Genomic DNA, 13511 nt, shown 5'->3' with positions numbered 1-13511 from the left:
TCCTCCTTGAGCACTATGGGCCCCGTCACATTATCTGAACGCCCGTTCAGTCTCTTGCGTTTGCGTGCACTGTGGTTGCGGTCACACGCTGACCTCGTCGGCGCGCTGCGCGGAGGCGCGGTAGGCCGACGGGGTCACGCCGAACTCGGCGCGGAACATGCGGGAGAAGTGCGCGGCGTTCAGCAGGCCGTGCCGGGCCGCGAGCCGCGCCACCGGCGTCGAGGTGTGCAGCGGGTCGGCGAGGTCGCGGCGGATCCGCTCCAGGCGCCGGTGCCGCATCCATCCGGCCACGGTGATGCCGCGTTCGGAGAAGAGGGCGTGCAGGTGGCGGGTGGAGATGAAGTGCTCCTCCGCCACGGCCGACGGGGACAGCTCCGGATCGGACAGGCGTCGCTCGATCGTCTCCAGCACCTCGTGCAGCAGCTGCCGGCGCGGGTCATCGCCCAGGCTGCGGCGCAGCTCCGCGGACAGCACGGTGACGAGCAGGTCGATGGCGGTCTGGGCGAGGCGTTCGATGTCGTCATCGGCCATCTGCACCATGGAGCGGGCGAGGCCCGCGAGGAACGGATTGACCACGGCGCCGAGCGGGGAGTCGAACGGGAACACGACCGCGGTGACGCGGGAGAGTTCGTCGCGGGGGATGCCGAGCCGCTGGTACGGGAAGGCGAGGACGATGGTGTGCATCCCGGTTTCGGAGCGCAGGGCGTAGGGGCGGGAGGCGTCGTAGATGGCGATGTCGCCGGGGCGCAGTTCGGCGGTGCGGCCGCCCTGTTCCACGGTGCAGTCGCCGTCGACCTGCAGGGACACTTTGATGAGGTCGCTGCCGCGCACGGCGATCATCTCGGGGGTGCGCAGCACGTCGGCGGGGCTCTGTTCGATCCGGACGATGTGGACGGTGCCGGCGCTCTTGGCGATGCTGCGGGCCTCGAAGTCCGGGGCAGGCTCGACGCTGGCGGGCCCGGTGGTGGCGCGGTCTGCGTCGGCCCCGTCCCGGGTGCGGTCTCCGTCGGCCCGCGTGCGGGGGCGGATCTCGAGCGGGGCGAACAGGTCCGCGCAGCCCGCTTCCCACTGCTCGCGGGTCATGGCGGGCCCGCCGATGGCGGGGAAGTCGAACGGCTGCACCTCTTCACCCACCTTTCGCGACGCTGCTGGTTGCCCCAGGTCTACCACAGCGGTGCACAGCAGGCGGGGCAGTGTTGCGAAGTCGCAACCTCCGCTCCCGCGCGCCCCTGCCCGGCCGCTCACGCCCGGCCACACCATCCCGCCGGGGCGAAGCGCCGACCTCGGGGCCGACGGATTCCAGCGTTTCCGTTGCGGCGCCCCCGATCTCATGCCACTCTGGCTGAACGATCGTTCAGGAATCCGTTCCACCCCTGCACTGGCGCAACCGGCCGGCCCCGATGCCCGGCCAGAAGGCGAGGAGAAGTGACCGACGCATTCATCGTGGGCGGCGCCCGCACCCCCGTGGGCCGCTACGGCGGCGCCCTGTCCGGCGTCCGCCCGGACGACCTCGCCGCCCTCGCGATCCGCGCCGCCGTGGAGCGCACCGGCATCGACCCTGCCGCAGTGGACGAGGTGATCCTCGGCAACGCCAACGGCGCCGGGGAGGAGAACCGGAACGTAGCGCGCATGGCGTGGCTGCTGAACGACTATCCGATCTCCACGCCCGCCTCGACCGTGAACCGCCTGTGCGCCTCCGGGATGACCGCGATCGAGCAGGCCGCGCGCATGGTCCGCTGCGGGGATGCGGACATCGTCATCGCCGGCGGGGTGGAGTCGATGAGCCGCGCCCCGTGGGTGATGGCGAAGCCGACCGCAGCGTTCGCCAAGCCCGGCGAGGTGGTCGACACCGCCATCGGGTGGCGCTTCGTGAACCCGCGCTTCGCGCCCGGCGGGGACCTCTCTCGCGAGGACCGGATGACGTTCTCGATGCCGCAGACAGCGGAGGAGGTCGCTGAGCGCGAGGGCATCAGCCGCGAGGACGCCGACGCGTTCGCTGCCCGCTCCCATGAGCGCGCGCTCGCCGCCATCAGGGGCGGGTCGTTCCGCGACGAGATCGTTCCCGTGGAGGTGACGGGCCGCAAGGGCGCGGTCACCACCGTGAGCGATGACGAGGGCCCCCGTGAGGGCTCCACACCGGAGGTCCTTGCTGGTCTGCGGCCCGTGGTGAAGCCGGGAGGCGTGGTGACGGCGGGGAACTCCTCCTCGCTGAACGACGGGGCGAGCGCCGTGATCGTCGCCTCCGCTGCCGCGATCCGGGAGCACGGCCTGACGGCGCGGGCGCGGATCGCAGGGTCAGCCGCCGTCGGCCTCGAACCCGAAGTGATGGGGCTGGGCCCGGTGCCCGCCACCCGGAAGGCGCTCGACCGCGCGGGGTGGCGGATCGGCGACCTGGGGGCGGTGGAGCTCAACGAAGCGTTCGCGACCCAGGCGCTGGCCTGCATCCGTCGGCTCGGCCTGGACGAGTCCATCGTGAACACCCGCGGCGGCGCGATCGCGCTGGGGCATCCGCTGGGGTCGTCCGGGTCGCGGATCGTGCTGACCCTGCTGCACCGGATGGAGGCCGACGGGGCCCGCCGCGGCCTCGCGACCATGTGCGTGGGTGTGGGCCAGGGAACGGCGATGCTGCTGGAGCTGTCCGAGGAGGCGCGCGCATGAGCACCTTCGCCGGTTTCGAACGCCTCCGCATCGACGAGCGCGACGACCGCCTCACCGCCACGCTCTCCCACCCCGCGACCCGCAACGCGATCGACCAGCAGATGGTCAGTGAGCTGCACGCCGTCTGCGCCTACCTGGAGGCTCAGCCGAAGGTGCTGATCCTCACCGGCGACGGCGGTGTGTTCGCCTCCGGGGCGGACATCGCGCAGCTGCGAGAACGCCGCCGGGACGATGCCCTCGCCGGCATCAACTCCACGATCTTCGACCGGATCGCGCGTCTGCCGCTGCCGGTGATCGCCGCGCTCGACGGCTACGCCCTCGGCGGCGGCGCCGAACTCGCATTCGCCGCCGATCTCCGCATCGGCACCCCCTCCCTCGTGATGGGGAACCCGGAGACCGGGCTCGGCATCATGGCCGCCGCCGGCGCCACCTGGCGCCTGAAGGAGCTCGTGGGGGAACCGCTCGCGAAGGAGATCCTGCTGGCCGGGCGGAAGCTCACGGCCGACGAATGCCTCGCCGTCCGCCTCGTCTCCTCTCTGCACGAACCGGATGACCTGATGGCGGCGGCGCACGACCTCGCCGACCGGATCCTCCGCAGCGACCCGCTCGCCCTGCGCCTCACCAAGGCCGTGTTCCATGCGCCGGCCGCGGCGCACCCGCTGGTGGACACGCTCGCGCAGGCGACCCTGTTCGAATCCGATGCGAAGTTCGAGCGGATGGATGCGTTCCTCGCCAAGCGCGAGGCCCGCCGCGCCGAGAAGCAGCGCGCCGCCGACGCGGACACGCATTCCTCACCTCCGGCTGCGACGTCACCGTCACGGACACCGACCAGGACCGGGCCGACGCCGCCCGCGAGCGCATCCTCGCCTCCGTCCAGAAGTCCATCGACCGCGGCCAGGACGTGGACGCCGCCGACTGCGCGAGGCGGCTCACGGCGGCGGCATCCGTCGGCGCCCTGGAGGACCGCGAGCTCGTGGTGGAGGCGGTGCCGGAGGACTGGGATCTGAAGGTGCGGACCCTGCAGTCCGTGCGGGCCGTGCTGCCGGCGGGCGCGGTCCTCGCCACGAACACCTCGAGCCTCAGCGTGGACCGACTCGCCGAGCATCTGGAGGAGCCGGCCCGTTTCCTCGGGCTGCACTTCTTCAATCCGGTGCCCGCGTCCACTCTGATCGAGGTGGTGCTCGGGGAGCGGACGGACGAGTCGACGGCCCAGGCGGCGCGCGGCTGGGCGGAGGCGCTCGGCAAGACGCCCGTGGTGGTCCGCGATGCGCCTGGTTTCGCGTCCTCCCGTCTCGGTGTGGCGATCGCGCTGGAGGCGATGCGGATGGTGGAGGAGGGGGTTGCGTCGGCGGAGGACGTGGACCTCGCGATGGAGCTGGGGTATCGGCATCCGACGGGTCCGCTGCGCACCACGGACATCGTGGGGTTGGATGTGCGCCTCGGCATCGCGGAGTACCTGCACCGAGAGCTCGGTGAGCGGTTCGCGCCACCGCAGATCCTGCGGGACAAAGTTGCCCGCGGTGAGCTCGGCCGGAAGACTGGGAAGGGATTCTTCGACTGGCCGCAGTGACGGCCGCCGATGACCGCGCCGCCCAGGAGATCGTCGACCGCAATGAGCGCGAACGCGCCGCGCAGCACCTCGGCGACGCCTGAACCCGTCGGCCCGCCTGAACCCGTCGGCCCGCCTGCGCAAGCATGGGCGCATACGGGCACACCACCGCCGTCAACGCAACGGCTCGCCCGTATACGCCCGTCGATGCCGAGTCGTCGTCGCTATTGTGGACGCATGCCCTCCCAGCCGCGTCCGCCCGCCCAGCCCGTCTCGCACCGCGGTCGACGCGCCGGCCACAGCGGCACCCGTGAAGCCCTCCTCGATGCCGCGCGCGACCAGTTCGCTGACCACGGCTACGACGGCGCCTCCCTGCGCGCGATTGCGTCGCAGGCCCAGGTGGATCCGGGCCTGATCAGGCACTTCTTCGGCTCGAAGCAGGACCTGTTCAACGCCGCCATGGAGGACCGCGCCCTCATCACGGACCGCCTCATGGCCGCGATCGCCGGCCCGCAGGACGGCATCGGCGCGCGAGCGGTCGACGCCTACCTGCGACTGTGGGAGGACGAGGACACGTCCCCGATCCTGATGAGCATGGTGCGCTCAGCGATGACCACCGATCACGGTGCGGACCTCATCAACGAGGTGATCGTGGCGCGGCTCGCTCCGCACACGGAGATCGGGATCGATTCGGAGCCCGCGCGGCAGATCACGCTCGCGGGAGCGCACCTGCTCGGTGTGGCGGTGTCGCGCAGCATCCTCAAGGCGCCGCCGCTGGTGGAGATGAGCCATGAGGAGCTGGTGGAGGCGCTCGCGCCGATGGTGCAGGAGACCGCCGACCGCGTCATCGAGGCCCTCAGTGGGCGGGACTCCGGCGTTTAGTCGTCCTGCCCGCAGGCGCTGTCGGGGATGGGGCGGCCGAGCACGGCGTTGGTGATCCGCACGCTCGCCACGAGCTTCCCGGTTTCCTCATGCACCACGTCGACGCTGTGGGTGGTGAGGGTGCGGCCGAGCCGGATCGGCGTGGCGGTGACGATGAGGGTGCCGTCGGCGAACGCGCGGTGGTGACTGGCGGAGACTTCGATGCCGACCGCGCTGCGGCCCATCGTGGAGGCGTAGATGTTCGCGGCCCAGGACCCGGCGGCTTCGGCGACGGCGATGCTGGCGCCGCCGTGCAGTGACCCGAACGACTGCCGGTTCCCTTCCACCGGCATCGTCAGCACGACCTTCTCGGCGGACTGTTCGCGCACCTGCACCCCCATGGCGCGGTCGAGTTCGCCGAGGGTGATGCTCCACGGCTGGTGGGTGGGGGCGTCGGGCTCGGTCATGCGGAGTCTCCTTGGGGGCGGGCGGGGCTGGCTGGCTTGCGGGCGAGCGGGACCGACGGCTGCCGGGCAGCGCCGACGGGCGCGGGGCGCCCGCCGGAACCCCTCGTGCGCTGGGTCACTTTCCGTTAGAGTACACAATACTGACCGAGCGTTCAGGATTGCGCCCGGTTCGCGCCGCCATGGAAAGGACCACTGCCGATGACCGCCACCGCTGACGCCCCCGGCCGCCCGGACACCGCACCGATCGTCCCCTCCTATGTGCAGGGCCGCTGGTGGACGCCCTCCGATGCCGGCGTGCAGGATCCGTCGGCCGCTGACGTCCACGACGCCTCCACCGGGCACCTGATCCGCCGCGTCTCGACCGACGGCCTCGACCTCGCCGCCGTGGTCGAGTACGCGCGCACCACGGGCCGCGCCGGCATCCAGGCGATGACGTTCCATGAGCGGGCGCTCGCGCTGAAGCACCTCGCGCTGTTCCTCACCGACCGCAAGCAGGGCATGTACGAGCTGGCCGCCGCCACGGGCGCAACGAAGCGGGACAACTTCGTGGACATCGACGGCGGCATCGGCGTGCTGTTCACCTACGGGTCGAAGGGGCGGCGGGAGATGCCGAACTCGACCGTGATGATCGACGGCCCGTTCGAGCCGATCGCGAAGGACGGCTCCTTCGGCGGCGAGCACGTCTTCACGTCCATCCCCGGGGTGGCTGCGCAGATCAACGCATTCAACTTCCCGGTATGGGGCATGCTGGAGAAGTTCGCGCCGGCGTTCCTCGCGGGCCTGCCGTCGATCGTGAAGCCGGCGACGCCGACGGCCTACGTCACCGAGGCGTGCGTGCGGCTGATGGTGGAGTCAGGGATCCTGCCGGAGGGGTCGATCCAGCTGATCTCCGGGTCGGCGCGCACCCTGCAGGACCACCTGGACTACCGTGACGCGCTCGCGTTCACCGGCTCCGCGAGCACCGCGGACCTGCTGCGCTCGCACCCGTCAGTCCAGCACGGCGGGCTGCGGTTCACCGCGGAGGCGGACTCCCTGAACGCCGCGATCCTCGGCCCGGACGCCGCACCCGACACCCCGGAGTTCGAGGCGTTCGTGAAGTCGGTGTTCGCGGAGATGACGGCGAAGGCCGGCCAGAAGTGCACTGCGATCCGCCGCATCATCGTGCCTGCGGCGGTGGCGGAGGACTTCACGGCGGCGCTGCGGGACCGGCTCTCCTCCCGCGTGGTGGTGGGCGATCCGCGCGAGGAGGCCACCACGATGGGCCCGCTCGCGTCACTGGACCAGCTGGAGGACGTGCGCGGCGCCATCGCGTCGATGGTGGCGGCGGGTGGTCGCGCCGTCATCGGCAATGCGGAGGCGGCCGACGGGGCTCGCGCCGCGGAGGCCGACGGAGGCGCCGCGCAGACCGGCGCGTTCATGGAGCCCGTTCTGCTCGCCTGGGACGATCCGCGCTGCGAGGCCGCGCACACCATTGAGGCGTTCGGCCCCGTCTCCTCCCTCTTCACCTACGACACGCTCGAGGAGGCCGTGGAGCTTGCGGCGCTCGGCCGCGGCTCCCTCGTGGCGACGGTCTGCACCAACGATCCGGAGGCGGTGCGCACGCTCGCGCTCGGCATCGCCGGACATCACGGCCGCATCCACCTGCTCAACCGGGACGACGCCCGCACCTCCACCGGTCACGGCTCCCCGCTCCCCCACTTCACGCACGGCGGGCCGGGCCGCGCCGGCGGCGGCGAGGAGCTCGGCGGCATCCGCGCGGTCAAGCACTACATGCAGCGCTCCGCGATCCAGGGGTCGCCCGATCAGCTCACCGCCGTCACGGGCGTGTGGCACGCCGGGGCCCGTCGGATCATCGCCGGCTGCGAGAAGTTTGGCGCCTCGGCCGACGCCGTCCACCCGTTCCGCCGCGCCCTGGACACCCTGCGTGTAGGTCATGCCTTCGCCTCTGACCTGCGCACGGTCCGCCCCGAGGACATCGCGGAGTTCGCCGAGTCCACCGGGGACGTGTTCTATGCGCACACGAACCCGGAGGCTGCGGCGGCGAACGAGTTCTTCCCGGGGATCGTGGCGCACGGGTACCTGCTGGTGTCGTGGGCGGCGGGCCTGTTCGTGGCGCCGGGGCGCTCCCCCGTGCTCGCGAACTACGGGCTGGAGAACCTGCGGTTCATCACCCCCGTCGCCGAGGGCGACTCCGTGCGGGTCATGCTCACGGCCAAGGAGATCCGACCCCGCGTGGACGCCGACTACGGCGAAGTGGTGTGGGACGCGGTCCTCTACAACCAGGACGAGGAGATCGTCGCGACCTACGACGTCCTCACCCTGGTGGCGAAGGAGGAGTCCCAGGCCCTCGGCGGGTGACGCGGGTGCGGCCCGTCGGGCTCCGGTCTACATGAACAGCCGCACCCAGGCGTCTGCGCCGAGCCAGATCCCGACGATGGCGGCGATCCACAGCAGGGTGACATCGGCCTGGCGGCTGAACCACTGCGCGAACCTGTCGAGCTGAGCCTCCGCGCGCTGCCCCAGCCGTGCGCGCAGCACGACAAGAACGAGCGCCGGGACCACCATCAGCAGGCAGTACCCGGCCAGGATCAGCAGCCTGCCCGGCAGTCCCACATCCATCTGGCCGATGATGCCCGTCGCCGCCAGGTACGGGAGCATGCTCGCAACCTCGATCAGCCCTGCCCCCAGGGCGAGACTCATCATCACCGGGACGGGCAGATCCCGATCGAGGCGGCGCCGCCACTTGCGCGCTGACGCCTCCGGGTCCGGGGTCCGGCTGAAGATCCCCCACGCCGCGAGCGCGATGCCCACGATCAGTTGTCCCCACAGCACCGGTTGGGCGTCCCAGATCCCGTCGGCCTCCACGATCATGGAGATGCCCGCCAGCAGTGCGATGCCGACCAGGAAGTAGAACGCGGTGATCACCGCGAGGTAGGCGAGCAGCGGTGCGAGGCGGGGACGGGGCCGCGCGAGGTAGAGCAGCGGGATGAGGAGTGTGCCGGTGCTGGTGGCGTCGATGAGGGCAAGGCCGATGAGGGGGAGGATCATGCGCCGTCCTAGAACGATCGTGCTGAAACAAGCGCCAGACTAATACAGCACAGGCGTGCTAGAAAAGGGGCATGCCGAAGATCGTCGACCACGACCAGCGGCGGTCCGAGATCGCCGATGCCACCATTCGCGTCATCGCCCGAGACGGCATCCAGCGAACCAGCGTGCGCGCCGTCCTCGCTGAAACAGGGATGTCCAGCGGGGCGCTGCGGCACTACTTCCCCTCGCATACTGACCTTCTGCGGTTTGCGAGCATCCACCTCAATGCGCGCAGCGAAGGGCGCGTCCGTACCGCTCGCCTCGCTGGGCACCGCTCGCCCGCCGATCAGGTGATCGCGATGTGCGAGGCGCTGCTGCCGCTGGGCGAGCCCCGGCGTGAGGACATCCGCGCGTACGCGCAGCTCGCCGCACTGGACGGCGCCGACGCCCAGTACCGGGCAGACGCGGCGCCCGGGGTGGGCCGACTGGCGAGGATCTGCGTGGAGCTGCTGGACCCGTCGGGGCGGCTTCCCGAGGACCGCCGACGGATCCTCGCCGACCGTCTGCACTGGGCCCTGGACGGGATCGCCGCGCAGGAGGTCCTGTTCCCCGGCCACATGAATGCCGCCACGATGAGAAGTGCGTTGCGCGAGGTCATCGAGGACCTCGTCCGGGAGGTCGAGGCGGCGCCCGCGCCCTGACCAGCGGCGAGGGCTTCCCGTTCGCGCCCTGACCCGACAGGGCCGCCCGTGCACGCTCGCCTCTGTCTGGGCCCACCATCGGCGCTCGGACCCGCCCGGCCCTACCGCCTGCGCAGTCCGTGCATCGCCATCGATACCACCAGGTCGGCGACGGCGTCGGCGTCGAGCGGGCCGCCGGGGCGGTACCACTCGGTGATCGAGTTGATCATGCCGAACAGCAGGCGGGTCGCGATGCGCGGGTTGATCCCGTCGGCCAGCTCCCCATCGGCGGCGCAGGCTTCAACGAGTGCGGTGACCTCACGGTCGAACGCACGACGCCGCTCCATGGCTTCGCGCTCCAACGGGGTGTTGCCGCGCAGGCGCAGCAGGAGGGTGACGCTGGGCAGTTCTTCGATGAGGGCGAGGGCGGTGGCGCGCACCACCGCTTCGACCCGCTGACCTGCGGTTGCGTTATCCGGGACGTGGGGCGGCCGACCGGCTTCGAGGGACTGTTCGAGGGCGTGGAGGGCGCGATCGAGGGGGATGCGCAGGAGCGCTTCCTTGCTGGCGACGTGATGGTAGATCGCCGACTTGGTGAGCCCGAGCTCCGAGGCGAGCATGCCGATGCTGGTGGCCTCGTACCCGTGGCGGGTGAACAGGTCCGTGGCCACGCGCACGATCTCGTCCTGGTCGTAGCCCGGACGGCCCCGGCGGGCACCCGCGCGCGGCGTCCGGGAAGCGGTGGCGGGCTCGGGAGCAGCGCGGTCGGTGGTGTCAGTCATGGGCCTTCACGGGTGTTGGAGCTGGCCGGTCGCTCGGTCAGGAATCGGCTGTGCCCAGCCTAGCGACCCCGAGGCTCGGTGACCTGGGACTTCGCCTCGGACGCACAGAACGAGGTTGACTTTTTTGCAGTTTCCCGGCGGGGATATCGCAAAAAGGTCAACCTCGATCGATCAGGCGACCGTCACTTCAGTTCGCCGGCCACACCTTCAGCAGCGGCGACGAGGTCGCCGTCCTTCAGCAGCTGCACAGCGGCCTCGATGTCCGGCGCCATGAAGCGGTCACGGCCGGGGCCCTCCACCGTCTCGCGCAGCTTCGCCACCACCGCGGCGCCCGCATCGGATGGCTTCAGCGGTGCGCGCATGTCGATGGCGCGGGCGGCCGTGAGGATTTCGATGGCGACCACGCGGCGCAGGTTCTCCACGGAGACGCGGAGCTTGCGGGCGGCGTGCCAGCCGAGGGACACATGGTCCTCCTGCATCGCCGAGGACGGGATGGAGTCGGCGGACGCGGGCACGGCGGCGCGCTTCATCTCGGCGACGAGCGCCGCCTGCGTGTACTGCACGATCATGAACCCGGAGTCGGTGCCGGGGTCCTCGGCGAGGAACGGCGGCAGGCCGTGGGAGCGGGCCTTGTCGAGCATGCGGTCGGTGCGGCGCTCGCAGATGGAGGCGAGGTCCGCGGCGACCACGGCGAGGAAGTCGAGCACGTAGGCGACGGGGGCGCCGTGGAAGTTGCCGTTGGAGGTGATGGTGCCGTCGGAGAGCACCACGGGGTTGTCAACGGCGGAGGCGAGTTCGCGCTCGGCGACCATCGCCGCGTGGGTCATCGTGTCGCGGACACCGCCGGCGACCTGCGGGTGGCAGCGCAGCGAGTACGCGTCCTGCACGCGGGAGCCTTCGGCGAGGACGTCCGCCACGATCGGGGAGCCCTTGAGCAGCGCGAAGACGTTCGCGGCGGAGTCGGCCTGGCCGGGGTGGGGGCGCAGCGGCATGTGCAGCTCGGGGCCGAACACGGTGTCGCGGCCGCGCAGGCCCTGCACGGTGAGGGAGGTGGCGATGTCGGCGGCCTTGACGAGTTCGCGCAGGTCCGCGAGCGCCATCAGGAGCATGCCGAGCATGCCGTCGGTGCCGTTGATGAGGGCCAGGCCCTCCTTCTCCTCGAGGGCGATCGGCTCGATGCCGGCCTCGTCGAGGAGCTCGGGGACGGGGCGCTCCTCACCGTCGGCGCCGCGGGCCCGGCCCTCGCCGAGCAGCACGATGGCGCAGTGGGACAGGGGCGCGAGGTCGCCGGAGCAGCCGAGGGAGCCGTACTCGTGGACGATCGGGGTGATGCCGGCGTTCAGCAGCGCGAGCATGGTCTCGACCACCACGGGGCGCACACCGGTGTGGCCGGTGGCGAGGGTGCGGGCGCGCAGGAACATGAGGGCGCGGATGACTTCGCGCTCCACTTCGGGGCCGGTGCCGGCGGCGTGGGAGCGGATCAGGGAGCGCTGCAGGTCCTGGCGCTTCTCCTGCGGGATGGAGGTGTCGGCGAGGGCGCCGAAGCCGGTGGAGACGCCGTACACGGGGGTGGGGTTGGAGGCGAGGTCCTCCACGTGCTGGCGGACGCTCTGGATGTGCTCGCGGGCCGACGGGTCCAGCTCGACCTTCGCTCCGTGGCGGGCAACGGCGATGACGTCCTCAGCAGTGACGCCGGACGTGGAGAGGGTGATGGTGTTGGTCATGGGTTCAGGGTGCCAGGCGGCCCGGAGCGGCGCCATAAATCCGTGGGCCGGGCGCACAGCACCGCCCCCGAGTGTCCGGAGATCCGGATCTCGAGGGCGGTGCGTTTCTGACTCCGCTCCCGCGCTACAGCAGCAGGTGCGCGATCGGGGTGGCGATGAGGATCGAGAGGGCCACGCGCTCGAACCAGATGACAACGAAGTGCCACAGCTTCAGCGGGATCTCGGTGGCGAGGACCGCCGGGACCATGCCGGAGAAGAAGATGATGGCGCTGACGCTGACCACGCCGATCACGAAGCGCAGCACGAGCGATTCGTGATCGCCCACGATGCCGGCAGGCAGGAACATTTCGGCGATGCCGACCGCGGAGGCCTTGCCGGCCAGCAGCGGGTCGGGCAGCTGCACGATCCACGCGAACGGGTAGAAGAGGTAGCCGATCCAGTCGAAGATCGGGGTGAACTTCGCCAGGAGCAGGCCGATCAGGCCCACCGACAGGATCGAGGGGATGATCGACGCGCTCATCAGCGTGCCGTCCTTGAGGGTGGACCACACGTTCCGCGGCAGCGACGGCGTCTGGTGCAGGGTGCGCATGGCCTCGGTCCACGCGGTGCGCAGCCGGTTGCCGGGTTCGGCCACGGGCTCCGGCTTGTGCTCCACGCCCTCGTAGGTGGTGGTGGGGATGAGGCTCAGCGGCGGGATCCACACGGTGATGATGGAGACCAGGAAGGTCACGAACAGGCTGACGAAGAAGTACAGCAGCCAGTGGTCCATCAGGCCGAGCGCGCCGGCCACGATGATCATGAAGGTGGCGGAGACGGTGGAGAAGCCGGTGGCGATGATGGCGGCTTCGCGGCCGGTGTAGCGGCCTTCGCGGTACACACGGTCGGTGATGAGCAGGCCGAGGGAGTAGGAGCCCACGAAGCTGGCGACGGCGTCGACTGCGGAGCGGCCGGGCACGCGCCACAGCGGCCGCATGATCCTCTGCAGGAGCACGCCGAGGAACTCCATCAGGCCGTAGCCCACGAGGAAGGCGAGGAACACGCCACCAATGGGGATGAGCATACCCACGGGGATGGCGAGCTTGTTCCAGAGGAAGTCGCCGATCGACGGGTCGGAGAGGGGGCCGGGGAAGTGCCCGAAGGCGGCGAACGCTGCGACCACGAGGCCGAGGATGTTGAGCACGGAGAACACGATCCGCACCGGGTTGGCGTTCCAGCGACCGGTGACGAAGGGCCTCACGGTGCCGAAGGCCACGAGCGCCAGCACAACGAACGGCACGGCCGGGCCGAGCACCCATTGCACGAAGGTGAGCACGTGGTCCACGGGGATGGAGGACTTGCCGTTGACGGAGAACACGGCGAAGAACATGAACAGGCCGAAGATGCTGTACACGACGAAGCGCCATTTGCCGCGCACCGACGCAGGGTCGAAGTCGCCGTAGGAGCGGCCGGAGGCGGCATCGGCGGCGGACTGGGCGGCGCCGGACAGGCCCAGGTGGGCACCGCCGGTGGGGATGGCGGTGGTCGGGGTGCGGCTGAGCCGCCCGCCCGAGTGGGGGTCGATCGGGTGGGACATGGGACTCCTGGGGTCGGGGTTCAGGGTGCCGGAGCGCCGCGAACCCACGGGGGCGTTCGCGGCGCCGACGATTGCAGTCAGTGTGCCAGATCACAGGGTGCGGTGCCCCTTCGGGCCGGTCTGGTGGGCGCGCAGACCAACTGAACGTCCACGATGCCGGACATGGGGTGGCGGGGTTGCTCGGCGGGGC

General features: G+C 71.0%; 10 protein-coding genes and 2 pseudogenes. 6 read left to right on the top strand and 6 right to left on the bottom strand.

What is annotated here, in order from left to right:
* Positions 1–81: 81 nt before the first annotated feature.
* Entirely contained in the window at positions 82–1122 is a 1041-nt protein-coding gene (locus tag MHY20_RS09455; RefSeq protein ID WP_183376998.1) for a helix-turn-helix domain-containing protein, read from the bottom strand.
* Between the two features lie 303 nt (positions 1123–1425).
* Between MHY20_RS09455 and MHY20_RS09450 the strand changes: the two genes are divergently transcribed.
* From MHY20_RS09450 to MHY20_RS09435, 4 genes and pseudogenes are all read left to right on the top strand, one after another.
* Entirely contained in the window at positions 1426–2658 is a 1233-nt protein-coding gene (locus MHY20_RS09450; RefSeq protein WP_239376399.1) for an acetyl-CoA C-acyltransferase, read from the top strand.
* Positions 2655–3422 (top strand): annotated as a pseudogene (locus MHY20_RS09445) (enoyl-CoA hydratase/isomerase family protein); the annotation flags it as partial. The gene MHY20_RS09450 and the pseudogene MHY20_RS09445, both read left to right, overlap by 4 nt.
* A gap of 17 nt (positions 3423–3439) precedes the next feature.
* Positions 3440–4228: pseudogene (locus MHY20_RS09440) on the top strand (3-hydroxyacyl-CoA dehydrogenase family protein); the annotation flags it as partial.
* Positions 4229–4444: 216 nt separating this feature from the next.
* Positions 4445–5089: a TetR family transcriptional regulator gene (locus MHY20_RS09435; protein ID WP_183377002.1), complete on the top strand. Its 645-nt coding sequence runs from the start codon at positions 4445–4447 to the stop codon at positions 5087–5089.
* On the opposite strand, the gene MHY20_RS09430 is transcribed toward MHY20_RS09435, so the two are convergent.
* Complete coding sequence (locus MHY20_RS09430; protein ID WP_239376397.1) at positions 5086–5535, bottom strand: PaaI family thioesterase; 450 nt, start codon at positions 5533–5535, stop codon at positions 5086–5088. The genes MHY20_RS09435 and MHY20_RS09430 overlap by 4 nt on opposite strands.
* 198 nt (positions 5536–5733) lie before the next feature.
* Between MHY20_RS09430 and paaZ the strand changes: the two genes are divergently transcribed.
* Complete coding sequence (gene paaZ / locus MHY20_RS09425; protein ID WP_239376395.1) at positions 5734–7893, top strand: phenylacetic acid degradation bifunctional protein PaaZ; 2160 nt, start codon at positions 5734–5736, stop codon at positions 7891–7893.
* A gap of 27 nt (positions 7894–7920) precedes the next feature.
* Here the strand turns inward: paaZ and MHY20_RS09420 are convergent, their stop codons facing one another.
* A complete protein-coding gene (locus MHY20_RS09420) occupies positions 7921–8583 on the bottom strand; it encodes a GAP family protein (protein WP_183377005.1) in 663 nt (220 codons plus the stop codon).
* A 71-nt stretch (positions 8584–8654) separates the two neighbouring features.
* Between MHY20_RS09420 and MHY20_RS09415 the strand changes: the two genes are divergently transcribed.
* Complete coding sequence (locus tag MHY20_RS09415; protein WP_239376393.1) at positions 8655–9263, top strand: TetR/AcrR family transcriptional regulator; 609 nt, start codon at positions 8655–8657, stop codon at positions 9261–9263.
* Between the two features lie 101 nt (positions 9264–9364).
* Here the strand turns inward: MHY20_RS09415 and MHY20_RS09410 are convergent, their stop codons facing one another.
* The 3 genes from MHY20_RS09410 to MHY20_RS09400 form a co-directional block, all read right to left on the bottom strand.
* On the bottom strand, positions 9365–10024 hold the full coding sequence (locus tag MHY20_RS09410) for a TetR/AcrR family transcriptional regulator (protein ID WP_239376391.1): 660 nt from the start codon (positions 10022–10024) through the stop codon (positions 9365–9367).
* Between the two features lie 182 nt (positions 10025–10206).
* Positions 10207–11748, bottom strand: a complete 1542-nt coding sequence (hutH, locus tag MHY20_RS09405) for a histidine ammonia-lyase (RefSeq protein ID WP_239376389.1) — start codon at positions 11746–11748, stop codon at positions 10207–10209.
* Positions 11749–11872: 124 nt separating this feature from the next.
* Positions 11873–13321: a YjiH family protein gene (locus MHY20_RS09400; RefSeq protein ID WP_239376387.1), complete on the bottom strand. Its 1449-nt coding sequence runs from the start codon at positions 13319–13321 to the stop codon at positions 11873–11875.
* Positions 13322–13511: the final 190 nt, after the last annotated feature.

Origin of the sequence: Helcobacillus sp. ACRRO (genome assembly GCF_022347125.1) — a bacterium.
GTDB lineage: Bacteria > Actinomycetota > Actinomycetes > Actinomycetales > Dermabacteraceae > Helcobacillus > Helcobacillus massiliensis.
This window is presented reverse-complemented; position numbering and strand designations above follow the sequence as displayed.

What these genes read in the sequence shown, in the direction of transcription:
- MHY20_RS09430 (WP_239376397.1), bottom strand. Translation starts at nt 5,535, where the DNA reads ATGACCGAGCCCGACGCCCCCACCCACCAGCCGTGGAGCATCACCCTC.
- paaZ (WP_239376395.1), top strand. Translation starts at nt 5,734, where the DNA reads ATGACCGCCACCGCTGACGCCCCCGGCCGCCCGGACACCGCACCGATC.
- MHY20_RS09410 (WP_239376391.1), bottom strand. Translation starts at nt 10,024, where the DNA reads ATGACTGACACCACCGACCGCGCTGCTCCCGAGCCCGCCACCGCTTCC.
- MHY20_RS09420 (WP_183377005.1), bottom strand. Translation starts at nt 8,583, where the DNA reads ATGATCCTCCCCCTCATCGGCCTTGCCCTCATCGACGCCACCAGCACC.
- hutH (WP_239376389.1), bottom strand. Translation starts at nt 11,748, where the DNA reads ATGACCAACACCATCACCCTCTCCACGTCCGGCGTCACTGCTGAGGAC.
- MHY20_RS09400 (WP_239376387.1), bottom strand. Translation starts at nt 13,321, where the DNA reads ATGTCCCACCCGATCGACCCCCACTCGGGCGGGCGGCTCAGCCGCACC.
- MHY20_RS09415 (WP_239376393.1), top strand. Translation starts at nt 8,655, where the DNA reads ATGCCGAAGATCGTCGACCACGACCAGCGGCGGTCCGAGATCGCCGAT.
- MHY20_RS09435 (WP_183377002.1), top strand. Translation starts at nt 4,445, where the DNA reads ATGCCCTCCCAGCCGCGTCCGCCCGCCCAGCCCGTCTCGCACCGCGGT.